The sequence below is a fragment of the Azospirillum sp. UENF 112521 genome (assembly GCF_058780665.1).
Window position 1 is genome coordinate 612,022 of sequence record NZ_JBSNCI010000004.1, and the last position, 22,155, is coordinate 634,176.

At 66.9% G+C, this 22,155-nt stretch carries 20 protein-coding genes; 14 read left to right on the forward strand and 6 right to left on the reverse strand.

Annotated features, from left to right (window positions below):
- Positions 1–52: 52 nt before the first annotated feature.
- The 6 genes from ACWPN8_RS23325 (at position 53) to ACWPN8_RS23350 (ending at position 8,090) form a co-directional block, all read left to right on the forward strand.
- Positions 53–421, forward strand: a complete 369-nt coding sequence (locus ACWPN8_RS23325) for a hypothetical protein (RefSeq protein WP_492242674.1) — start codon at positions 53–55, stop codon at positions 419–421.
- A gap of 626 nt (positions 422–1,047) precedes the next feature.
- Positions 1,048–1,770, forward strand: coding sequence for a hypothetical protein (locus tag ACWPN8_RS23330; protein WP_109447542.1), 723 nt, complete (start codon positions 1,048–1,050; stop codon positions 1,768–1,770).
- A 28-nt stretch (positions 1,771–1,798) separates the two neighbouring features.
- A complete protein-coding gene (locus ACWPN8_RS23335) occupies positions 1,799–2,623 on the forward strand; it encodes a response regulator transcription factor (protein ID WP_109452840.1) in 825 nt (274 codons plus the stop codon).
- Positions 2,604–4,223: a sensor histidine kinase gene (locus tag ACWPN8_RS23340; protein WP_492242461.1), complete on the forward strand. Its 1,620-nt coding sequence runs from the start codon at positions 2,604–2,606 to the stop codon at positions 4,221–4,223. Before ACWPN8_RS23335 ends, ACWPN8_RS23340 begins: the two co-directional genes overlap by 20 nt.
- A 133-nt stretch (positions 4,224–4,356) precedes the next feature.
- Positions 4,357–4,851, forward strand: a complete 495-nt coding sequence (locus ACWPN8_RS23345; protein WP_098737064.1) for an Lrp/AsnC ligand binding domain-containing protein — start codon at positions 4,357–4,359, stop codon at positions 4,849–4,851.
- A 275-nt stretch (positions 4,852–5,126) separates the two neighbouring features.
- Positions 5,127–8,090, forward strand: a complete 2,964-nt coding sequence (locus ACWPN8_RS23350; protein WP_492242462.1) for a methyl-accepting chemotaxis protein — start codon at positions 5,127–5,129, stop codon at positions 8,088–8,090.
- 4 nt (positions 8,091–8,094) lie between these two features.
- On the opposite strand, the gene ACWPN8_RS23355 is transcribed toward ACWPN8_RS23350, so the two are convergent.
- Complete coding sequence (locus ACWPN8_RS23355; RefSeq protein WP_109447548.1) at positions 8,095–8,664, reverse strand: TetR/AcrR family transcriptional regulator; 570 nt, start codon at positions 8,662–8,664, stop codon at positions 8,095–8,097.
- Positions 8,665–8,741: 77 nt separating this feature from the next.
- Positions 8,742–10,496, reverse strand: coding sequence for an AMP-binding protein (locus ACWPN8_RS23360; RefSeq protein ID WP_109452842.1), 1,755 nt, complete (start codon positions 10,494–10,496; stop codon positions 8,742–8,744).
- 200 nt (positions 10,497–10,696) lie between these two features.
- Between ACWPN8_RS23360 and ACWPN8_RS23365 the strand changes: the two genes are divergently transcribed.
- From ACWPN8_RS23365 to ACWPN8_RS23395, 7 genes are all read left to right on the forward strand, one after another.
- A complete protein-coding gene (locus tag ACWPN8_RS23365; RefSeq protein WP_423315604.1) occupies positions 10,697–11,590 on the forward strand; it encodes an ABC transporter ATP-binding protein in 894 nt (297 codons plus the stop codon).
- Positions 11,590–13,533: a long-chain fatty acid--CoA ligase gene (locus tag ACWPN8_RS23370; RefSeq protein ID WP_492242463.1), complete on the forward strand. Its 1,944-nt coding sequence runs from the start codon at positions 11,590–11,592 to the stop codon at positions 13,531–13,533. The genes ACWPN8_RS23365 and ACWPN8_RS23370 overlap by 1 nt, the downstream gene beginning before the upstream one ends.
- 155 nt (positions 13,534–13,688) lie before the next feature.
- Complete coding sequence (locus ACWPN8_RS23375) at positions 13,689–14,576, forward strand: branched-chain amino acid ABC transporter permease (RefSeq protein WP_109447552.1); 888 nt, start codon at positions 13,689–13,691, stop codon at positions 14,574–14,576.
- Between the two features lie 7 nt (positions 14,577–14,583).
- Positions 14,584–15,657 (forward strand): branched-chain amino acid ABC transporter permease, encoded by a 1,074-nt coding sequence (locus ACWPN8_RS23380; protein WP_109447554.1) that lies wholly within the window; start codon positions 14,584–14,586, stop codon positions 15,655–15,657.
- 54 nt (positions 15,658–15,711) lie between these two features.
- A complete protein-coding gene (locus ACWPN8_RS23385; protein ID WP_109447556.1) occupies positions 15,712–16,992 on the forward strand; it encodes an ABC transporter substrate-binding protein in 1,281 nt (426 codons plus the stop codon).
- A gap of 147 nt (positions 16,993–17,139) precedes the next feature.
- Positions 17,140–17,922 (forward strand): ABC transporter ATP-binding protein, encoded by a 783-nt coding sequence (locus ACWPN8_RS23390; RefSeq protein ID WP_109157684.1) that lies wholly within the window; start codon positions 17,140–17,142, stop codon positions 17,920–17,922.
- An 85-nt stretch (positions 17,923–18,007) separates the two neighbouring features.
- Positions 18,008–19,237: a phenylacetate--CoA ligase family protein gene (locus ACWPN8_RS23395; RefSeq protein ID WP_492242464.1), complete on the forward strand. Its 1,230-nt coding sequence runs from the start codon at positions 18,008–18,010 to the stop codon at positions 19,235–19,237.
- 42 nt (positions 19,238–19,279) lie between these two features.
- Here ACWPN8_RS23395 and ACWPN8_RS23400 read toward each other — a convergent pair whose 3' ends face one another.
- Together ACWPN8_RS23400 and ACWPN8_RS23405 are read right to left on the reverse strand one after the other, a co-directional pair.
- Positions 19,280–19,903: a glutathione S-transferase family protein gene (locus ACWPN8_RS23400; protein WP_109447560.1), complete on the reverse strand. Its 624-nt coding sequence runs from the start codon at positions 19,901–19,903 to the stop codon at positions 19,280–19,282.
- A 104-nt stretch (positions 19,904–20,007) separates the two neighbouring features.
- On the reverse strand, positions 20,008–20,244 hold the full coding sequence (locus ACWPN8_RS23405; protein ID WP_109447562.1) for a hypothetical protein: 237 nt from the start codon (positions 20,242–20,244) through the stop codon (positions 20,008–20,010).
- A gap of 183 nt (positions 20,245–20,427) precedes the next feature.
- Between ACWPN8_RS23405 and bla the strand changes: the two genes are divergently transcribed.
- Positions 20,428–21,333 carry a class A beta-lactamase gene (gene bla, locus ACWPN8_RS23410; RefSeq protein ID WP_492242465.1) on the forward strand — a complete coding sequence of 302 codons (906 nt, stop codon included), beginning with the start codon at positions 20,428–20,430 and terminating at the stop codon, positions 21,331–21,333.
- Positions 21,334–21,353: 20 nt separating this feature from the next.
- On the opposite strand, the gene ACWPN8_RS23415 is transcribed toward bla, so the two are convergent.
- Both ACWPN8_RS23415 and ACWPN8_RS23420 read right to left on the reverse strand, forming a co-directional pair.
- Positions 21,354–21,548, reverse strand: coding sequence for a hypothetical protein (locus ACWPN8_RS23415; protein ID WP_244592498.1), 195 nt, complete (start codon positions 21,546–21,548; stop codon positions 21,354–21,356).
- Positions 21,549–21,640: 92 nt separating this feature from the next.
- A complete protein-coding gene (locus ACWPN8_RS23420; protein ID WP_109447566.1) occupies positions 21,641–22,132 on the reverse strand; it encodes a hypothetical protein in 492 nt (163 codons plus the stop codon).
- Positions 22,133–22,155: the final 23 nt, after the last annotated feature.

Sequence of the window (22,155 nt, forward strand, 5' to 3'; positions counted from 1 at the left end):
TGAGGCAGCGGGCTATCTCGAAAAGGCACGTCGCTGTCTGGAGTACGCGCGGGTGAACCTGAGCGTCGAACTGGGCAACGATGCGGGACGCAATGCCTATCTCGCGGCTTTCCATGCCGCCCAGGCACTGATTTTCGAAAGCACGGGGCGGATCGCCAAGTCCCATCAGGGCGTACAGGCCGAGTTCAGCCGGCTGACCAGGGGCAATCCCGCGTTCCCGCCGACCTGCGCCGCTTCCTGTCGCAAGCCTACAACCTCAAGGCCGTTGCCGATTACGAGGCCGGGCCCGATGCTGAGGTGCCGGTGGATCGGGCCGTTTTGGCTCTGGCCGGAGCAAAGCAGTTCGTGGGATGGCTGGAACAGCGCGTCTCCCCATCGTCCGGATATGCGGCATCCTAAATTGTACGTACTACAAACTTGACCCTGCGGCCTGCCCGGCGCATCATGATTTTCGTGAAGGATGGTGCCGAAAAAGCAGCGTTCCCACGACGCCGACCGGCCTGACGGCCGGCCGGAACCACGGCTGGAGTTCGAGTGGCAACGACCCACGGCCGCTTCGCGCGCGCCGCTACATGACCTGTTGCCCGTCCGGCTGAACGGCGGTGGAGCCATACCCGGGTGGCTCCGCCGCCGATTGTTTTTGTGCCGATTGTTTTTTGGGCAATCTCCACGATCCCGACCCGTTCCGGCCATCCTCCCGCCTCATTTCTGTCACGTCCTGTCGCCCCGCACATCTTCAACGAAGCGGTTGGCGAGCAATGGATTTGACCGGTTTTCATACCACTTTTGAGCAAAGAGCCTCGAGATCCCCCGTGGATTCACTCGAAAATCAAACGAAACTTCAAAAAATATTGATGCGCTTTCGCAAAATGGGGGTACAGGCTGTGGCTTTAACGCGCCATTAACCAGACTGGATTGAGTTTAGGGACATCAGACGCGGCCAACTCCAACCAGCACGCGAAGTTGACTTCCAGGCTAGATGGAAATGGTTCGTCCCGTGTTAATGCCGTTATGTCCGTTCCTCCTGGATTTGAAAGGCCCGCCCCCATGACCGTGCCGGCAGTCCTCCGCGATGTGGCGCAGTTCGGCGCCTACGCCGCCGGCCGGGGCCGACATGCGGGCCTGCTGGTCGCGGTCCTGCTGCTGGCCGGTTGTCCGGCCAACACGGCCGGGCCGGGATGGGGTGGGGCGGATGTAACCTCGGCCAACCCGAACGCCCGTGCGGCAACCCCGCCGGTGCCCAGGCAGAAGCCGGCCCGCAAGGTTCCCGACGCCGCCGCGCTGGCGCCGGCCCTGCCGATGCCGCAGCCCGGCCCGCCGGTCACCACCGGCGATCTGGCGACCGCCCAGTCTTCCACCCAGGCCTCCACCCATCTGGCGGCCATCGCACCCGATACCGCTCCCCAAGCGGCGACCGCCACGGCGAACGCCGCCGCGGTGCCGGCCATGGGGGGCATGTCCACCCCGCCCGCAACCACCAACGCCGACCCCGACAGCCTTGTCGGGCTGGACGAAGTCCAGACTCTCAAACTCCTGGGGTCCCCCGTTGCACGGGAAGAGGCGCCTCCCGCCAAGATCTGGCGGTATGCCAAGGGCGATTGTACCCTCAAGGTCTTCTTCTTCATGGATATGACCTCGTCCCAGGACTTCCGCGCCCTCTCCTACGACATGAAGAGCAGCCAAAATGTCCCTGACGCCGACCACCGATGCTTCGCCCAACTCCTCGCTCAAGCTGACGCAGGGCGCCCTGTCCGCCCCGGGTTTCAGTAAGCCGGAGTCGAACAAGGGAATGTCCGCGATGACCGATCCGACCATTGCCCGCATCGCTCTGGTGGACGACGACGACCTGTTCCGTGAGTCGCTCAGCCTCAACCTCGGCGACGAGGGCTACGAGGTCATCACCTTCGACCGCGGCGAACCGGCGCTCGATTTCTTCGCCGAGGGCGGGTCGGTCGACATCGTCCTGCTGGACTGGCGCATGCCCAAGCTGGACGGCATCGACGTGCTGCGCCAGATGCGCGCCCGCGGCATCGCCACCCCGGTCATCTTCCTGACCGTGCTGTCCGACCAGATTTATGAAGAGGCCGCGCTGGCCGGCGGTGCGCTGGACTTCGTGGAGAAGTCGCGCAGCCTGTCGATCCTGCTGAAGCGCATGCGCCTGATCCTGGACGGCATCAAGGGCGACGGCGCCAAGGGCTCGGAGGATGCGGAGGCCGGCGGCAACGCCACCAGCCACCGCCTGGGCGAGTTGGAGCTGCGCCTGGACAACAGCCGCGCCCTCTGGAAGGGTAAGCGCATCGACCTGACGCTGACCGAGTTCAACATCGTCAAGCTGATGTCGACCCGCCCGGAAGAGGACGTCTCCTATCGCGAGATCTACGACCTCGTCCACGGCAAGGGCTTCGTCGCCGGCTACGGCCCGTCGGGCTACCGCGCCAACGTTCGTGCCTTTATCAAGCGCATCCGCCAGAAGTTCCGCTCGGTCGACGCCAGCTTCGCCTGCATCGAGAACTATCCGGGCTTCGGCTACCGCTGGGGCAAGGGCGAGAACGCGGCCAACCAGGGCCGTGACGAAGACGGTATGGGCGAGGATATGCTGATCGATGGCGCTGCTGCCGATTGACCTTGCGATGCGGGCGCCCCGACGGGCGTCCGCCCGCCTGCTGTGGCTCTGGCGCTCGATGGCGAGCCGCCTGCTGCTGCTCACCCTCGTCTTTGTCGCCGTGCCGGTCCTGCTCTACGACCAGTTCCAGCGGGCCGACGAGGCGTCGCAGCAGCTTCTGCTGAAAAGCGCCCAGCGCCAGGGCGAACTGATCGCCCGCGCGCTGGAACCCGAACTGCTGGGCGTCGACCGCACGGCCCTTCCCAGCCTGAGCATCGCCCTTGCCCGCTACGGCGACGACCGCACGCGGCTGAAGCTGCTGGTACGCCCGCGGGTGGCGGCCACCGGCAACGCCACCACCGCGTCCGGCGCCAAGGCCGGGCCGGAACCCTTCTTCTACGTCGCCGCGGCGCCCAGCCTGTCGACCGCCGACATCGACGCCGAACGGCGCCTGTTGCTCGAACAGGGCGTGCTGGACCGGCTGGGATCGAGCTGCGCCGGCAACGCGACGCTGGCGATGCGCGTCCCCCATGCCGAAGGCGGGGAGGAGGTGCTGTCCTCGATCACCCCAATCAAGACCAGCTTCGGCTGCTGGGCGCTGGTGACCAGCCACGCGACCGAAGCCTACATCTCCTCCTCCATCGGCCGCCCCTATTGGAGCACGCCGGCGGTGCAGGCTGCCGCGGCGATCTATCTGGCGATGGCCGCCCTGGTGCTGGCCGTGCTGGCCGGCATCTGGCGCAACCTGAACCGCTTCGGCGACCTGGCCCGCCGCATCGTCGGCGGCGAGGACGTGCCCGACCAGGACAGCGGCAACGCCTCCTTCGCTGCCCGCAACACCGTGCCGGAACTGGCCGGCGTGGCAGAGGATTTCGACCGGCTGGTCTCCACCCTGCGCGACAGCGCCCAGTCGCTGCGCCGCGCGGCGGAGGACAACGCCCACGCCTTCAAGACGCCGATCGCCGTGATCCGCCAGTCGGTGGAACCGCTGCGCCGCGCCCTGCCGGCGGAGAACGCCCGCAGCCAGCGCGCCCTGACGATGATCGAGAAGTCGCTGGACAAGCTCGACGGCCTCGTCTCCTTCGCCCGCCGCATGGACGAGGCGGCGGCCGACCTGCTGGCCCCGGCACGGCGCCGCGTCGACCTGTCATCGCTGGTGGAACGGATGGCCGGCGGCTACACCGGGCTGCTGGCCGAACGCCGCCTGCACATGCGCTCGCGCATCGATGCCGGGCTGGTGGTGCGGGCCAGCGAGGAGACGCTGGAAACCATCGTCGAGAATCTGGTGGAGAACGCCGTCAGCTTCTCGCCCGCCGACGGGACGGTCAGCGTCCGCCTGACCCGCGTCGGGTCCTGCACCGAGCTTGTGGTGGACGACGAGGGGCCGGGGGTCGATCCCGCCAATTTGGAGCGCATCTTCGAGCGCTACTTCTCCCACCGCGAACCCGGCCGCGGCATGCCGGAGGACGAGGCGGCGGCGCATCAGGCCGGGGCGGCGCATTTCGGCATCGGCCTGTGGATCGTCCGGCGCAACATCGAAGCCTTCGGCGGCCGTGTGCGGGCCGAAAACCGTCCGACCGGCGGCCTGCGTATGACGGTGACCCTGCCGCTGGCGGCGTGAACGGCCACGCTGCCGGCAAACAGGCTTCGGAGGCCGGATGGGTCCAGCCGCTGTGGCTATGGTCCGGCATGGCTTGGCGCCGATTTTTCCGCTAGGATCGGGGCCGCCAGCCGAACAGCATTCCGAGCCGCCGATGGACCGCAGCCTCGATTCCACCGATATCAAGATCCTGCGCGAGTTGCAGGATGACGGACGCCTCAGCAATGTCGAGCTGGCCCGCCGCATCAACCTCAGCCCGGCCGCCTGCCTGGAGCGGGTGAAGCGCCTGCAATCCGAGGGCATCATCCAGCGCTATGTCGCGCTGCTCGACCCGCATCGGCTGGAGGCGGGGATGCTGGTCTTCGTCGAGGTGGTGCTGGACCGTACCACGCCGGACAATTTCGACGACTTCAAGGCCACCGTCCTGCGCATGCCGCAGATCATGGAATGCCACATGGTGGCGGGCGGCTTCGATTATCTCGTCAAGGCCCGCGTGCGCGACATGAACGAATACCGCCTGTTCCTGGGCGAACTGCTGTCCACCGCCCGCGGCGTGCGCGAAACCCACACCTATGCGGTGATGGAAGAGGTGAAGAGCGTCACCGCCATCCCGCTGGACGGGCTGTCCAACGGGCCGTTGCGCGGCTGAACGGTCAGACCATATAGCTTTTTCCAAATTGCATAATACTTTGGGACCAGTCCGCTTTTCCGGAGGCATTTTGCAACGAGCGATGCCATTCGATTTCGCGTTGCCGTTGTGCTCAAACGCGGAGTTTGTTCGCTTACCGACAAAATGATGCGGCATGCCGCTTGCAGCGCAAGCTCCGGTCCTGGAGGCCGACCGATGCTTTCATGCTGCTGCTATCGGTTCGCCACCATGCCCGACCGACTTGTTCGAGGCTATGGCTGGAGCGGAACCGCGACATGCGCGTCAACACACCGATCACCGACCGAGAAGTTCATCTGACCGACGGGGTTCCTCTGGTGTCGCGCACCGACACCGGCGGGCGCATCACCTTTGTGAACCAGGCTTTCGTCGAGATCAGCGGCTTTGACGAGCATGAGCTGATCGGCGCCCCGCACAACATTGTCCGCCACCCCCACATGCCGAAGGAGGCCTTCGCCGATCTGTGGGCGACGGCGAAGGCGGGGCGGCCCTGGGAAGGGCTGGTGAAGAACCGCACCAAGAGCGGCGACTTCTATTGGGTGCGCGCCAACGTCACGCCGGTGATGGAGGACGGCGCCATCACCGGCTTCATCTCGATCCGCTCCAAGCCGTCTCGGGACGAGGTCGCGGCGGCCGACAGGCTGTATGCGGAGATGCGCGACAACCGGGCGGCCGTGGAACTCCGTGGTGGCGGACTGTACCGGAAGGGGCCGCGTCGCTGGCTGGATTCTGCATGGACAAGCATGACCGGGCGGCTGCTTGGTGCTTTCGTTCTGCTGATAGCGGCGATGATCTTCGTGGGTGGCTTGGGGCTGGAGGGCATGTCGGCATCGAACGACGCCCTGACGCGCGTGTACAGCCAACGTCTGGCTGCCGCCAGGATTAGCAACGATATCCTGACCCGTATGGCAGACAACCGGCAGATCATAACCAGCCTGATCATTGAGGTGCGGGATGGCGCCCAACCGGCGGTGATCAAGGATTTGCTGTCCCGGATCGAAGGCAACATCGCGGCCATCACGGCGGTCTGGGCCGAATACAGCGCCTTGCCGAAACTGCCCGAAGAACGGGTGTTGGCCGACCGTTTCTTCGAACTGCGCACGAAATACGTGAAGGACGGACTGCGGCCGACGATGGAGCATATCAAGGACGGCGATTCGCTTGCGGTCGAACGTGATGTCCGGACGGTCGTCACGCCGCTGTTCGCAGCGGCCTTCGAAGCGAACCGTGACCTGCTGAACTTCCAGATGAAAAGCGCCGGGCAAGAGGTTTCGGAGGCGCAGAGTGACTTCTCTGATCGGTTCATGGAGACGGCGGCAATCGTTTCCGCTCTGGCGGTCGCGTCCGGGCTGATCTCCTGGGGGCTGCTTCTGACCTTCCGGAGGCCGCTGAAATCTTTTGAAAGGACGTTCGCCCGCATTTCCCGTGGAGATTTCGTCAGCCCGGCTGAAGCCATCGGCGTGCCGGAATTCCGGCGCGTGGCATCGGAGCTGAACGCGATGAAGGCGAAGCTGGCCTACGGCATCCACGAGAAGCATGAGACCGAGTTGCGCCAGAAGGCGCTGACCCGCCAAGCCCTGTTGGAAACCTGCAAATCCATCGAAGGCGACCTGGATTCCACCTGGATGGGTGTGGAACTGGCGAGCCGGCGGGCCGGCGACGGCATCGAGCATCTGATGGAGGCGCTCGGCGTTGTGCGCGAGAACACCGTGGTGGTGTCGGCCGCGTCGGAGCAGGCCAGTTCCAACGCGCAGTCGGTCGCCGCCGCGACGGAGGAGCTGAATTCCTCCGGGCAGGAAATCGCCCGGCAGGCGGCGCGCTCCAGCGAGGTGGCGCGGCGTGCGGTGGACAGCGCCCGCGGCTCCGCCTCCGCCATCGGCCGGATGGAGATCGCGACGGAGGAGATCGCCAAGGTCGCCACCCTCATCAACGAGATCGCCGGCCAGACCAACCTGCTGGCGCTGAACGCCACCATCGAAGCCGCCAGGGCGGGGGAGGCCGGCAAGGGCTTCGCCGTCGTCGCTAGCGAGGTCAAGACGCTGGCCAACCAGACCGCCAGGGCGACCGAGGACATCGCCCGCCAGATCGACCAGCTGAAGCATGCGGTCGGCGGCAGCGTCCAGGCCATCCAGACCGTCATCTCGGTGATCGAGGAGATCGACGAGGCGGCCACCGCCACCGCCGCCGCGGTGGAGGAGCAGTCCGCCGCCAATGCCGAGATCGGGCGCAGCGCCACCAACTCCGCCGGCGGCGCCTCCCAGGTGTCGGGCAGCGTGCTGCGGATCCGCGACCAGACCGACGAGATCACCGGCATCGCCACCGACGTCAACCGCCGCATGACCGACACCCAGGGCGCGGTGGCCGACCTCAAGCGCCGGCTGGTCATCGCGCTGCGCCAGTCTGTGGCGGGCGACCGTCGCATCTCCAACCGCATCCCGTGCGAGGAGCCGATCGCCATGACCGTGGCGGGCGACCGCCGCACCGTCACCATGCTGGATTTGTCGCTGGACGGGCTGCTGATCGACAGCAAGGGGCTGCCGGAGCTGCCCGAGCAGACACAAGTGACCGTGACCCTGCGCGATATCGGCGATCTGCCGGCCATCGTCGCCGGAACCAGCGATCTCGGCCTGCATCTGGCCTTGGACGACCTGTCGGACGCCCAGAACAGCCGTCTGGAAAGCCTCTACAACGCGATGGTCGAGGCCGATTCCGCCATCATCGCCACCGCACAGGACGCCGCGGCGGCCCTGGGCAAGGCATTGGAGGGGGCGCTTGCCAACGGCGGCATCGGCGAGGAGGCCCTGTTCTCGACCGAGCTGTCCACCATTCCCGGCACGGAGCCGGAGCAGTGCCTCGCCCCCTTCACCGACCTGACCGACCGCCTGTTCCCGGCGATCCAGGAGCCGATCCTTGCCTCCAACCCGCGCATCCAGTTCTGTGCGGCGGTCAACGTCGTCGGCTACCTGCCGACCCACAACAGCCGCTATTCCGATCCGCAGCGGCCGGGCGACGCGGTCTGGAATGCCGCCCACTGCCGCAACCGCCGTGTCTTCGCCGACCGCTCCGGCCTTGCCGCGGCGCGCAACACCCGGTCGTTCCTATTGCAGGCCTATCGCCGCGACATGGGCGGCGGCCAGATGGTCCGCCTGAAGGAGGTCGATGCGCCGATCATGGTGCGCGGCCGCCATTGGGGCAATCTGCGGCTGGCCTACATGCCGTGACCGCTCAGGATTGCGGCTGCGCCGCCGGCACCAGCACGTCGGCGCAGATCGCCCGCACCACCTCGGCCCTGTCGGCCGCGGCGCCGGGGGCGAGCAGGCCCTGGCCGAAGGCGAAGGCGTAGAACAGGTAGGCGCGGGCGAAGGCCTGGTCGGCGGGCAGGCCGAGCGCCACGAACAGGCCGGCGACGCTGTGCAGGCGTTCGCGGTCGACCTCGGCGATGACGCCTTCCGCCTCCGGCGCGCGCCGGGCCCAGTCACGCACCGCCAGCTCGATCGCCATGCCGCGCGGCTTGTTGCCGCCATAGAGCGCCAGCAGGTCGCGCAGCTGCTGCGCCGGTTCGCGCCCGTCCAGCCGGGTCTGTTCCTTGATCGCGGCGATGCGGCCCAGCTTCCAGCTGTCCAGCAGGGCGCTCATCAGCTCGGTGCGGTCGCGGAAATGCCAGTAGAAGCTGCCCTTGGTGACCTTCAGGGCCTTCGCCAGCACCTCAACCCGAACCTTGTCGACGCCGCCTTCGGCCAGCGCCGCGAAGGCGGCCGCCAGCCAGGATTCGCGGTTCTTCGTCTTGGATTCCATACCCGTCCTTCGCGCTCTTCCCATTGCCGCAGCCGCAGTCCCGAACGCGTTCTATACCCGAAAAGAGGGGGCCGTGACTATTCGCCCTGCTGCATCTGGATCGCGTCGGATGCCCGGCCGCGGTAATGGATGTTGCCGTCGCCGTCCAGGAAAGCCCGGTCGCCGGTCAGGTAGTAGCGTCGGCCGTGGCGGAAGCGTTGGGCGGTGCGGTCCGGGTTGTTGGCGTAGGATTCGAACCAGAACAGCGGCGAGTGGTCGACGTCGATCGCGATCTCGCCGGCACCACCCACCGGCGCCTCCCGCCCGTCTGGGTCGAGGATGACGACGCGGAAGCCCGGCATCGGCCGGCCGAGCGAGCCGCTTGCCGGCTGGACCGCATCCGCACCGTCCGGTCCTTCGGACTCGTGGCGGCCGATGCCGTCGGGATCGTAGCGGTTCACGATGAAGATGCCGGTCTCGCGCTGACCATACTGGTCGAGCAGGGGAACCTTCACCGTCCGGTTGGCCCAGGCGATCAGGTCGGGCGGCAGCGGCTCGCCCACCACCGACAGGATGCGCAGCGCGGTCTGATGCGACACGCCGGGGTCGGCGCCGTGCCAGGCGCGGATCTGCGACGGGGCGGCGGTCAGGTTGGTGACGCCGAACTTGGTCAGCATGCGGTAGCCCTGCCGCACATCGTACGGCCCGTCGCAGAAGATCGTCGTCCGTCCGAGCAGCAGCGGCCCGACCAGCCCGTAATAGGCGCCATAGGCCCAGCCGGGATCGGCCATGTTCCAGTAGATGTCGTCGTCGCGCAGGTCGAGGCCGATGCGCATGTACTGTTCGATCCCCGACAGCGCCTTGACCGGCAGCGAGACGCCGAGCGGCGTCGGCTCGGATTCCGAGGTGTAGATCAGGGCGAAGGCGTCGCCTTCGCGGTAACGCGCCACCTCGGCCAGCGGCGCGGCCTCGTGCAGCGACGACCAGAAGGGCACGGCGTCGGGGCCGAAGGCCTCGTCGCCCTCCACCGTCACCACCGGGCGGGTGTTGTCGCGCGGCACCTTGCGGCGCAGGAAGCCGTTGGTGACGATGGCCCGCGCGTCGCTGTCGGCCAGCCGGTAGGCGACGGCCGAGGCGGTGTAGGTGGTGAACAGCGGCATGTAGACACCGCCCAGCCGCCAGATCGCCAGCGCGGTGATCAGCAGTTCCGGCCCCTTCGGCAGCAGGACCGCCACCCGGTCGCCCGGTCCCACCCCCATGCCGGCCAGCACGGTGGCGAAGCGCGCCGAATCCCGGGCCAGCCGGGCGAAACTCAGCTCCGTCGTTTGTCCGGCGACGCTTTCATGCAGCAGCGCCGCCCGCGCGCCGTCGGCGGCACGGACATGGCGGTCGCACAGCAATGTCGCCAGCGCGATGGAGTCGCCGCGGTATTCCGGCCGCAGGAAGGCCGACGGCCTCACCATCAGCACGGGCGGTGAGGGCTGCACGGCCACCGGTGCCGCGGTCTCCGGCGGCTGGGGCGGGGCAGGGGGAGGCGGCGGTGCCGGCGGACGGTGGCGCAGCGCCGCCAGATCGCCCAGCGCCATCAGGTCGGGACCCAGGTGATAGCGCTTGCTGCGACCATCCTGCTCGACCAGCCCGTCGCGCGCCAGCGCCATCAGCAGCCGGTGCGCGGTGGCCTTCGACAGCCCGACCCCCGTCATCAAATCGGCCAGCCGCGCCCCGTCGGTTTCGGCGTCGGCGACCGCGCGCAGCAGCGCGATGGCGCGCTCCAGGCTTTGGGTACCGCCCGCCGCGCCCGGAGTGGAGGGGGGAGTGGCTGGAGCGGGGACGATGTCGGCGTGACTGCTCATGAGGTCCATCATATGGACCGTAAGGCCGCTTGCCGCAACAAAAAACATGCAGTGGCGGAATGTCAGTGTTGAAAACAGACCGCACCCCGGTATATAGTGAGGAAGTTGCTCATGAAACGGTCCACAATATGGACCCCGCCGGCCACCAAAGAGCCGGATCGTGACCCCGAGAAGCGGTACCAACAGCAACGGAGGAGGAAATGTCAGGCGCGCCCGTCGCACCACACCCCGGCCCTGGCCAGAATTCCCCTGGCCAAAAGTCGCCCACCACCCAGGCGGAGACCATCTTCGAGGCTCGGGGCGTCAATCTGCGCTTCGGGGGCGTCCATGCGCTGACCGACGTCAGTTTCGGCATCCGTAAGGGCGAGTTGTTCTCGATCATCGGTCCCAACGGGGCCGGCAAGACCTCGATGGTCAACTGCATCTCCGGCCGCTACCGGCCGACCGACGGCAAGGTCTATTTCAAGGGCCGCGACGTGACGGGGATGACCCCGAACCACCGCGCCGCCCTCGGCATCGGCCGCACCTTCCAGAATCTGGCGCTGTTCGGGCACATGACCGTGCTCGACAACATCATGGTCGGCCGCCACCATCTGCTGAAGAACAACTTCCTGACCGGGTCGCTCTACTGGCTGACCGGCGCCAGGAAAGAGGAGCTGTCCCACCGCCGCGAGGTGGAGGAGATCATCGACTTCCTCGAAATCCAGCATGTGCGCAAGGCGACCGCCGGCACGTTGTCCTACGGCCTGCGCAAGCGGGTGGAGCTGGCCCGTGCCATCGCGTTGAAGCCCGACCTGATCCTGCTGGACGAGCCGATGGCCGGCATGAACCTCGAAGAGAAGGAGGACATGGCCCGCTACATCGTCGACCTCAACGAGGAGTTCGGCATGACCGTGGTCATGATCGAACACGACATGGGCGTGGTCATGGACATCTCGCACCGGGTGATGGTGCTGGAATTCGGCAAGAAGATCGCCGAAGGCAAGCCGGAGGAGGTCCTGGCCGATCCCCGTGTCCGACGCGCCTATCTGGGCGAGGACGACGAGGAGGAGGCGCCGGCGACGGCGGTCCAGCCGCGCAAGGAGGTTGCGTGATGACGACCAACACGCTTCCCGATCTGGCCGTCAACGACACCCTGCCGAAGCTGCTGGCCCTGCATGCCCGTGAGCATGGCAACGACATCGCCATGCGCGAGAAGGATTTCGGCATCTGGCGCACCTTCACCTGGAGCCAGGTCCATGCCCGTGTCCGCGCCTTCGCGCTGGGCATGACCAAGCTCGGCGTCGTGCCGGGCGAGGTCGTCGGGCTTCTCGGCGACAACCGTCCCGACTGGGTGATGGGCGAGATCGCCACCCATGCGGTGCGCGGCTACAGCCTGGGCATCTACCGCGACGCGCTGGACGAGGAGGTCGCCTACCTCATCACCTATGCCGACGTGAAGGTGGTGTTCGCCGAGGACGAGGAGCAGGTCGACAAGCTGCTGAACCTCGCCGAGCGGCTGCCGACCCTGCAGCACATCATCTATTCCGACCCGCGCGGCATGCGCAAATACCATGATCCGCGCCTGATGCCGGTCACCGAACTGGTGGCGATGGGCGAGGCGCTGCATGCGCAGCAGCCGGACCTCTACGACCGCATGGTCGCGGCGACCAAGGGTGAGGAGGTCGCCATCCTCTGCACCACGTCCGGCACCACGTCGAACCCGAAGATGGCGATGCTGCCGGCCGGCCGGCTGATCCGCCATGTCGCCAGCTACCTGTCCGCCGATCCCAAGGGTCCGGAGGACGATTACGTCTCGGTCCTGCCGCTGTCCTGGATCATGGAACAGGTCTATGCGGTCGGTATGGGCATGGTGTCGCGGATGCGCGTGAACTTCGTCGAGGAAGCCGAGACGATGATGCACGACTTCCGTGAGATCGGGCCGAGCTTCGTGCTGTTCGCCCCGCGCCTGTGGGAGCAGATCGCCGCCGACGTGCGCGCCCGCATGATGGACGCCTCGCCCTTCAAGCAGAAGATGTTCGATCTCGGCATGAAGCTGGGGCTGGAGGCTCTGGCGAAGGGGCAGCGCTCGGCGATGGCCGACGCGATCCTGTTCAAGGCGCTGCGCGACCGGCTGGGCTTCACCAACCTGAAATCGGCGGCGACCGGCGGTGCCGCGCTCGGCCCCGACACCTTCAAGTTCTTCCAGGCGCTCGGCGTCCCGCTTCGCCAGATCTACGGCCAGACCGAGACGATGGGCGCCTACACCGTCCATCGCGGCACCGACGTCGATTTCGACACGGTCGGCGTGCCGTTCGACAGCGGCATCGAGGTCAAGGTGATCGAGCCCGACCACAACGGCGTCGGCGAGATCGTCACCCGCCACCCCAACATGTTCGCCGGCTATTACCGGAACGAGAAGGCGACCGTCGCCGACATGCGCGACGGCTGGATGCACACGGGTGACGCCGGTTTCTTCGACAAGAAGGGCCATCTGGTCATCATCGACCGCATCAAGGACATCGCCACCACCGCCCAGGGCGACCGCTTCAGTCCGCAATACATCGAGAACAAGCTGAAATTCTCGCCGTATGTCGCCGAGGCGGTGATCCTGGGTGACAAGCGCGACTATCTGTCGGCGATCATCTGCATCCGCTTCCCCATCGTGTCGAAGTGGGCGGAGAAGAACCGCATCGCGTTTACGACCTACTCCGACCTGTCCTCGAAGCAGGAGGTCTACGACCTGCTGCGGGCGGAGGTGGAGCGGGTGAACCAGACGCTGCCCGAGTACCAGCGCATCTCCAAGTTCCTGCTGCTCTACAAGGAGCTGGACGCCGACGACGGCGAGCTGACCCGCACCCGCAAGGTGCGCCGCGGCGTCATCGCCGAGAAGTACGGCACCATCATCGACAGCATCTATACCGGCCAGCCGAAGATCGACGTGGACACCACGATTGCCTTCCAGGACGGCACCAAGCAGCGGATCCGCACCACCCTGACCGTCATCGACTTGGCCCCGGCCGCCGCCAAGGCGCCGCGGCAACCGGTTGCGGCGTAACGCCTATGCAAACAGGAAAAGCCCCTCTCCCCCCGGGGAGAGGATGGGTGAGGGGGATCCGTCTGCCGGACGCTCCTCGCCAAGCAACCCCCTCACCCCGACCCTCTCCCCGGGGGGAGAGGGGGATTTGGATCCCACATCGGCGAGGCCACGCCATGACCCTTCTGTTTCAGCTTCTCGTCAACGGCCTGATCGTCGGCGCGCTGTATGGCGTGGTCGCCATGTCCTTCGTGCTGATCTACAAGGCCAGCCGCATCGTCAACTTCGCGCAGGGCGAATTCCTGCTGATCGGCGCCTGGACCTGCTGGTGGCTGCTGACCCACTGGCAGCTGCCCTTCTGGATCGGCTTCCCGATCACCCTGGCCTTCATGCTGGCCTTTGGCGTCATCCTGCAGATCGTCGTGCTGCGGCCGATGATCGGCGAGCCGATCATCTCCGTCATCATGGTGACGATCGGCCTGTCCATCGTCTTCCAGGCGGCGATGAAGTGGATGTTCGGCGTCTTCGCCAAGCCCTTCCCGCCGATCTTCGCCAGCCCCACCGTCAACCTGTTCGGGCTGGAGGTGCAGACCGTCTACGTCATGTCGCTGCTGATCTCGATCCTGATCATGGCGGGCTTCGGCTGGTTCTTCAAATACTCGCGGACCGGTCTCGCCATGCGGGCCACCGCCTTCGACCAGCAGGTGGCGCAGTCGCTGGGCATCTCGGTCCGCCACATGTTCGCGATGAGCTGGGCGATCTCCGCCATGGTGTCGGCGGTGGCCGGCGTCACGGTGGGCGTGGTCAACGGCGTGTCGTCGGCTCTGTCCTTCTTCGGCATCAAGGTGTTCCCGGCGGTGATCCTCGGCGGGCTGGACAGCGTCATCGGCGCCGTGGTCGGCGGGCTGATCGTCGGCGTGCTGGAGAACATGGCGCACTACCTGGACAGCCAGTGGCTGAACTGGGGCAACATGTACGAGATCGCACCCTTCTACGTCCTGATCGCCATCCTGATGATCAAGCCCTACGGCCTGTTCGGCACCAAAGACATCGAGCGCGTGTGAGGCCCCCATGGCATCCGTCAGCATCATCCCGAGCGGCGATTACAAGACGTCCTACGGGTCCGACACCACCATCTTCCCGACCAGGACCAGCCGCAACTTTGCGATCCTGGGCGTGGTCCTCCTGCTGGCCTGCCCGGCCTTCATGGACCGCTACTGGCTCAGCCTGCTGATCCAGATCAGCTATCTCGGCATCGCGGCACTCGGCCTGAACATCCTGGTCGGCTTCACCGGCCAGATCTCCATCGGCCATTCCGCCTTCTTCGGCTTCGGCGCCTTCGCCTCGGCCTGGCTCAGCAACAGTGTCGGCGTCCCGGTGGCGCTGGCCATTCCGCTGGCGGGCGTGATCACCACGCTGGTCGGCCTCTTGTTCGGCATGCCGGCGGCGCGGCTGAAGGGCCTGTACCTCGCCATCGCGACGCTGGCGGCGCAGTACATCCTTCAGGACTTCTTCGCCCGTGCCGACTGGTTCACCGGCGGCACCGCCGGCACCATCGCCGAGCCGCTGACCATCTTCGGCTTCGCCTTCGATACCGACGAGCGCTTCTTCTACGTGGCGCTGGTGGCGCTGGTGGTGATGTACATCCTCGCCACCAACCTGATGCGGACCCGCGACGGCCGTGCTTTGGTGGCGGTGCGCGACCATTATCTCTCCGCCGAGATCATGGGCATCAACCTGACGAAGTACCGGACGATGTCCTTCGGCATCTCCGCCTTCTACGCCGGCATCGGCGGCGCCCTCTATGCCCATTACCTCCAGTTCGTGTCGGTCGAGGGCTTCACCATCCTCTTCTCGATCCAGTTCCTGGGCATGATCATCATCGGCGGGCTGGGCTCAATCATGGGCACGCTGATGGGCACCGCCTTCATGGTCTTCCTGCCCGAGGCGATGCAGGCGCTGACCAAGCTGGTGAGCGGCACCGCCCTCGATACCGCGCTGAATTTGAAGGACAACATCGCCTTCCTGCGCGAGATGTCGATCGGCCTCGTCATCATCCTGTTCCTGGTGTTCGAGCCCGACGGGCTGGCCCACCGCTGGAAGCAGATCAAGGCCTACTGGAAGCTCTATCCCTTCTCGCACTGAGTGCCGACGCTTTTGCCGATCAACAAACAGAACAGACTGGGGAGTCAACGCACCATGTCGATCAAGACCGCGCTCTTCGCAACCTCCGCCTTCCTGCTGGCGACCTCCGCCACTGCTTATGCCGACATCCCGGTCGGCCATCTGGCGGACCAGTCCGGCGCCACCTCGGACGTCGGCGTGCCCTATGCGCAGGGCGTCGCGGACGCGCTGGCCTACATCAATTCCAAGGGCGGCATCAACGGCACCAAGCTGGCGGTCGACAGCGTCGATTACGGCTATCAGGCGCCGCGCGCCATCAGCCAGTACAAGAAGTGGTCGTCGGGCAGCGACAAGATCGCGGCGCTCCAGGGCTGGGGCACCGCCGACACCGAGGCGCTGACCGGCTTCGTCGGCAAGGACGAGATCCCGGCCTATTCCGGCTCCTACTCCGGCCACCTGACCGACCCGACCGGCAAGGGTCCGCACGGCTCCAAGCCGGCGCCCTACAACTTCTTCTACGGTCCCTCCTATTCCGACGCGCTGCGCGGCATGCTGACCTGGGCGGCGGAGGACTGGAAGAAGCAGGGCGGCCAGGGCAAGCCGAAATACGTCCACATGGGCGCCAACCACCCCTATCCCAACGCGCCCAAGGATGCCGGCGAGCAACTGGCCAAGGAGCTGGGCTTCGAGGTGCTGCCGGCCGTGCAGTTCGCCCTGACCCCCGGCGACTACACCGCCCAGTGCCTGACGCTGAAGCAGTCCGGCGTCAACTACGCCTATCTCGGCAACACCGCCGGCTCCAACATCTCTGTGCTGAAGGCCTGCCAGACGGTCGGCGCCAAAGTGCAGTTCATGGGCAACGTCTGGGGCATGGACGAGAATGCCGCCAAGGCCGCCGGCTCGGCCGCCGACGGTGTGGTGTTCCCGATGCGCACCGCCGTCACCTGGAACGGCGACGCGCCCGGCATGAAGACGCTGAAGGACATCTCCAAGATCTCCGACGCCTCGGGCAACGCCTACCGCCCGGTGCACTATATGGCCGGCGTCTGCACCGCCTTCTACATGAAGGAGGCGATGGACTGGGCCTCGGCCAACGGCGGCGTCACCGGCCCGAACATCCGCAAGGCGATGTACCAGAAGAAGGACTGGGTGCCCGCCGGGCTGGAGGGCGTCTGCGTTCCCTCGACTTGGACCGATACCGACCACCGCGGCATGACGGCGGTCAACATCTACCGTGCCAAGGTGTCGGGCGAGACCGGCGCCGGGGTGGACGAGCTGGTCAAGGCCGGCACCATCAAGCTGGAGAAGCTGACCACCGTCGACGTCCCGCGCAAGCCGGAATGGCTGGGCTGGTAAGCCGCTGAGTACCCGGCGCCCCCGTACGTCATCGGCGGGGGCGCCCCCAATCTTTACGAACAGTTCAGGTGCCGCATGCTGAACACCGCCACGGCCGCTTCGACCAACGCTTCCGTCGCACCGCCGGTCACGGCCGCGAAAAAGCTGATGCTGTCCGTCAACAACATCGAGGTCGTCTACAACGACGTGATCCTCGTGCTCCGCGGCCTCAGCCTGGAGGTGCCGGAGGGCGAGATCGTGGCCCTGCTCGGCGCCAACGGCGCCGGCAAATCGACGACGCTGAAGGCGATCTCCGGCCTTTTGAAGACCGAGGACGGCGAAGTCACCCGCGGCGACATCACCTTCAATGGCGAGCGCATCAACGGCATCGATCCCGACCAGATCGTCCGCAAGGGCATCTTCCAGGTGATGGAGGGCCGGCGCATCATCGCCGACATGACCTGCCTGGAGAATCTGCGCCTGGGCGCCTACACCCGCCGCGACAACGGGGTGAAGGACGATCTGGACATGGTCTTCAGCTATTTCCCCCGGCTGAAGGAGCGCACCGGCCTCGCCGGCTACCTGTCGGGCGGCGAGCAGCAGATGCTGGCCATCGGCCGTGCGATGATGGCCCGGCCGAAGCTGATCCTGATGGACGAGCCGAGCATGGGCCTGTCGCCGCTGATGGTGAAGGAGGTGTTCAGCATCGTCCAGCAGATCAACAAGGACCTTGGCGTCACCATCCTGCTGGTGGAGCAGAACGCCCGCATGGCGCTCCAGGCCGCGACCCGCGGCTACATCATGGAGAACGGCAAGGTCGTGCTGGACGGCACCGCCGAAGAGCTGCGCAACAACGAGGATGTGAAGGAATTCTACCTCGGCGGCGGCAATGAAGAGCGCAAGAGCTTCAAGAACCTGAAGAGCTTCAAGCGCCGCAAGCGCTGGATTTGAGGGGAGTGGCGGGGCGTCGCATCGCCGACCCTCCCGCCGCCGATGCCAAAACCTGATCGGCCGACCCCTGAACGGACGAACGACCATGACCGATTTCTACGACGACCTCGAAACCCGTTCCTCCGACCGGCGCGAGGCCGAGCAGTTCGCGGCATTGCCTGCCCATCTGCACCACGCCAAGGACGCGGCCCCCTATTTCCGCCGGCTGCTGGCCGACATCGACCCGGCGTCGATCCATGACCGCAACGCGCTGGCGACCCTGCCGGTGACGCGGAAATCCGACCTGATCGCGTTGCAGCAGGCCCACCCGCCCTTCGGCGGATTGGCCGCCATGGAGACCGGCCGGCTGGCCCGCGTCTTCGCCTCTCCCGGCCCGATCCACGATCCCGAACCGCATGGCGTCGACCCGTGGCGCAGCGCCCGCGCGCTGTTCGCCGCCGGCTTCCGCGCCGGCGACCTCGCCCACAACTGCTTCGCCTACCACCTGACCCCCGCCGGCTCGATGTTCGAGACGGGGGCGCACGCCCTCGAATGCGCCGTCATCCCCGCCGGCACCGGCAACACCGAGATGCAGGCCCAGGTCGTCGCCAGCCTGAAGCCGCGCGGCTATATCGGCACGCCCGACTTCCTGAAGATCATCCTGGAGAAGGGCGACGCGCTGGGGCTGGACGTCTCCTCCATCCGCATCGCCGCCGTGTCGGGCGGCCCCTATCTGCCCGACGCCCGTGCCTTCTACGAGGCGCGCGGGCTGGACGTCACCCAGAGCTACGGCACCGCCGATCTCGGCATCGTCGCCTACGAGACCCCGGCGCGCTCCGGTCTGGTGGTGAACGAGGGCTGCATCGTCGAGATCGTCCGTCCCGGCACCGGCGACCCGGTTCCCGACGGCGAGGTCGGCGAGGTGGTGGTGACCATCTTCAACCCGGCCTATCCGCTGATCCGCTTCGCCACCGGCGACCTGTCGGCGGTGCTGCCGGGCACCAGCCCCTGCGGCCGGACCAACATGCGGCTGAAGGGCTGGATGGGCCGCGCCGACCAGACCACCAAGGTCAAGGGCATGTTCGTGCACCCGAGCCAGGTCGCCGAGGTGCTGCGCCGCCATCCCCAGATCGCCCGCGCCCGTCTGGTCGTCGGCCGCCAGGATGCCAGCGACACCATGACGCTCCGCTGCGAGGCGGAGGAGAGCGGCGAGGGTCTCGCCGCCGCCATCCGCGAGACTTTGGCGTCGGTGACGAAGCTGAAGGGCGCGGTGGAGTTCGTGGCGCCGGCAAGCCTGCCCAACGACGGCAAGGTGATCGACGACACGCGGGGCTGAACGGTCGCGGCGGCCAACCCGCCGCGACCCCCTTATCTTATTTCAGCACTCGGCGTCGGCCTGCGGCATCAGCTCATACTGCGGCTTGTAGCCCGGCTGCGCGCGGACGCGGTCGGCCCAGGCCTTGACGTTCGGATAGTCCTTCTCATCGATCCCGGATTCGCTCAGCAGGTCGATCCAGGGGAAGGCGAAGATGTCGGCGATGGTCAGGCGTTCGCTCTGGATGTAGCTGTGGCCGGACAGATGCTGGTCGAACAGCTTCAACCCGCTGGCTGCCGAGCCGTCGAGCCAGGGCAGGGCGTTGGCATCGCCGTTGAACTTGCGCACGGCGCGGGCGCGCTGGACCGGCAGCAGCACGTCGGCCAGCCAGCTCAGCCATTCGGCGAGGCGCAGCTTCTCGGCCTCGTCGCGGCCGCCGAACTGGCCGGTCTGTTCGGCCAGATAGGTCAGGATCACGCTGGATTCGGAGATCGAATGGTCGCCATGGACCAGCGTCGGCACCCGGCCGAAGCGGTTGATCGCCTGATACTCCGGCGACTTCTGCTGACCGGCGCGCAGATCGAGGTGACGGTACTGGAACGGGATGCCGGCCAGCCGGAAGAACAGCGCGATGCGGGTCGCGGGCTGGGAATTCACGTTGCCGTAGAGGATGAAGGGCGCGGTCACGATCTCTGTCTCCCTGATTTGTGGGCCCGAACGGGTCGGGTCCGGCGTTGCCGGGAGGATGGCCTCAACCGCCCCGGCCGCGCCAGCGGAAAGCGCTGATGCGCTCAGCCGATCCGCCTGATCGCCAGTCCCGACGCGGCGATGCGGAACCCGCCGTCCGCCGTCTGCTCCACCGCGTCGCCGCCGTCCAGGCGATAGCTCTTGCCCTCCGGTACCCAGCCGGCGGGGCCGCGGAAGGTCACCATCTGGATATAGCTGGTCGTCTCGACCACCGCATGGACGCTGCCGTCCTCGGCCGTCGCCTCGAAGCGGTCCGTCTCCATCTCCTGACGCATCGGCATCGGCCGGTTTCCTCCCGCTGTCCACGCCCTGTCCGCCTCTTGCCGCGGCGCCCATAGCCTGCCATGGCGCCGCCCCGGCAAGGCATAAGTTTAATTTGGGTCTTCCGCGAGGAAAGCTCGTTTGCCGGCCTCCGCCGGGATTTCTATCGTCCTGCCATCGCAACGATGCAGAGGGAGGTCGGAATGATCGGAAGGCGGGGGTTCCTGGCGGCGACGGGCGGGGTTCTGCTGCTGTCGGCGGCCGGGGCGCGGGCGGCGGAAACCGGCAAGAACAAAGGCGGGAAAGCCGCGGGAAGCGATGCGTTCGCAGCGCGCATGAGCGAGCTGGAGGGACGCACCGGCGGCCGTCTTGGCGTCGCGGTGCTCGACAGCGCGAACGGCCGGCTGCAGGACTGGCGCGGTGACGAGCGGTTCCCGATGTGCAGCACCTTCAAATTTCTTTTGGCCGCCGCCGTCCTGAAGAGTGTGGACCAGGGCAAGGACCGGCTCGACCGGCGGATTGCGGTGACCAAGGCCGATCTGGTGCCCTACGCGCCCTTCTCGGAGACCCGGCTCAACGGCACGCCGCCGACATTGGCCGAACTGTGCGAGGCGGCGGTGACGCTCAGCGACAATGTCGCGGCGAACCTGCTGCTGCCGGGCGTCGGCAACCCGGCCGGCCTCACCGCCTTCCTGCGCGGCATCGGCGACAAGACCACGCGGCTGGACCGCAACGAGCCAAGTCTGAACACCGCCATCCCCGGCGACCCGCGCGACACCACCACCCCGGCCGCCATGGTGCGCAGCATGGAGCGGCTGCTGGTCGGCGACGTGCTGCGTCCGGACTCGCGCAAGCAGCTGACCGACTGGATGGTCGCCAACAAGACCGGCGACAAGCGTCTGCGCGCCGGGCTGCCGGCCGGCTGGCGGGTCGGCGACAAGACGGGGACCGGCACCAACGGCACCGCCAACGACATCGCCATCCTGTGGCCGGAGGGCCGCGCGCCGCTGCTGGTCGCCAGCTACCTGACCCACACCGCGAAGGACTTCAAGCAGCAGGACGCCATCCATGCCGATGTGGCACGGGCGGTGGCCGGCATGATCGGCTGAGGCTGGGTCGGGGGGCAGGTTCAGAGAGGGGAGGTGGGCTGCGGATGCGGCGGCACCGCCCCCGCCCATCTGACGATGGAGCGGACGGCGTTCAGGGCGTTCACATTGTCCTGAATGTGGAAATGCCGCCGCAGCTCGACGACGGCCGCCCATTCGCCGCTTTCGTGAAACGCCCTCTGGATCGCGGCGGCTTCAGTCTCGCTGACGCTGAACATTCCAACCTCATGGCCGACCCGGCGGCCCTCTGCATGGATCATGCCCTGACGGCGAGTCCGGTTGCAAGTCCGGCAGCGGGGCCGTCGCCCGATCAGGCGTTCGCCATTTCGGCATCCGGCTCCATGCCGCCGGACTCGTCGAAGTAATCGCCGGCCACGTCCGGTCCCCATTCCTGGACCAGCGCCACCTTCTTCTGCTTCAGCACCTCGACCCGCTTCTCGGCGCGGCTGACCTCCATGCCGGCGACCATCGGCGGAATGCCGTAATAGATGCCCCAGCCGACGGCGGCGGCGCTGTACATCACCAGCCAGGCCAGCGGGTCGGCGAAAATCTTCGCGGCGGCGCCGATGGTGTGCTGGTGCTTCCACAAATCGATGGCGAAGGGCATGCAGCCGCAGAAATTCAGCCCGCCGACGGTGATCGGCGCCGATTTGTCGGGATCGCGGTCGACGACATAGGCGACGATGGTCGGGATCATGCCGATTCCGAACAGGATGGTCGTCGGCAGCACGATCAGCGCCGCCGGCACGATCAGCAGGATCAGCGTGAGGGCGCCACCCTTTTTCTTCTTCTTGCGCGCCATGGCGATCCCCCCTCGATTCAGAC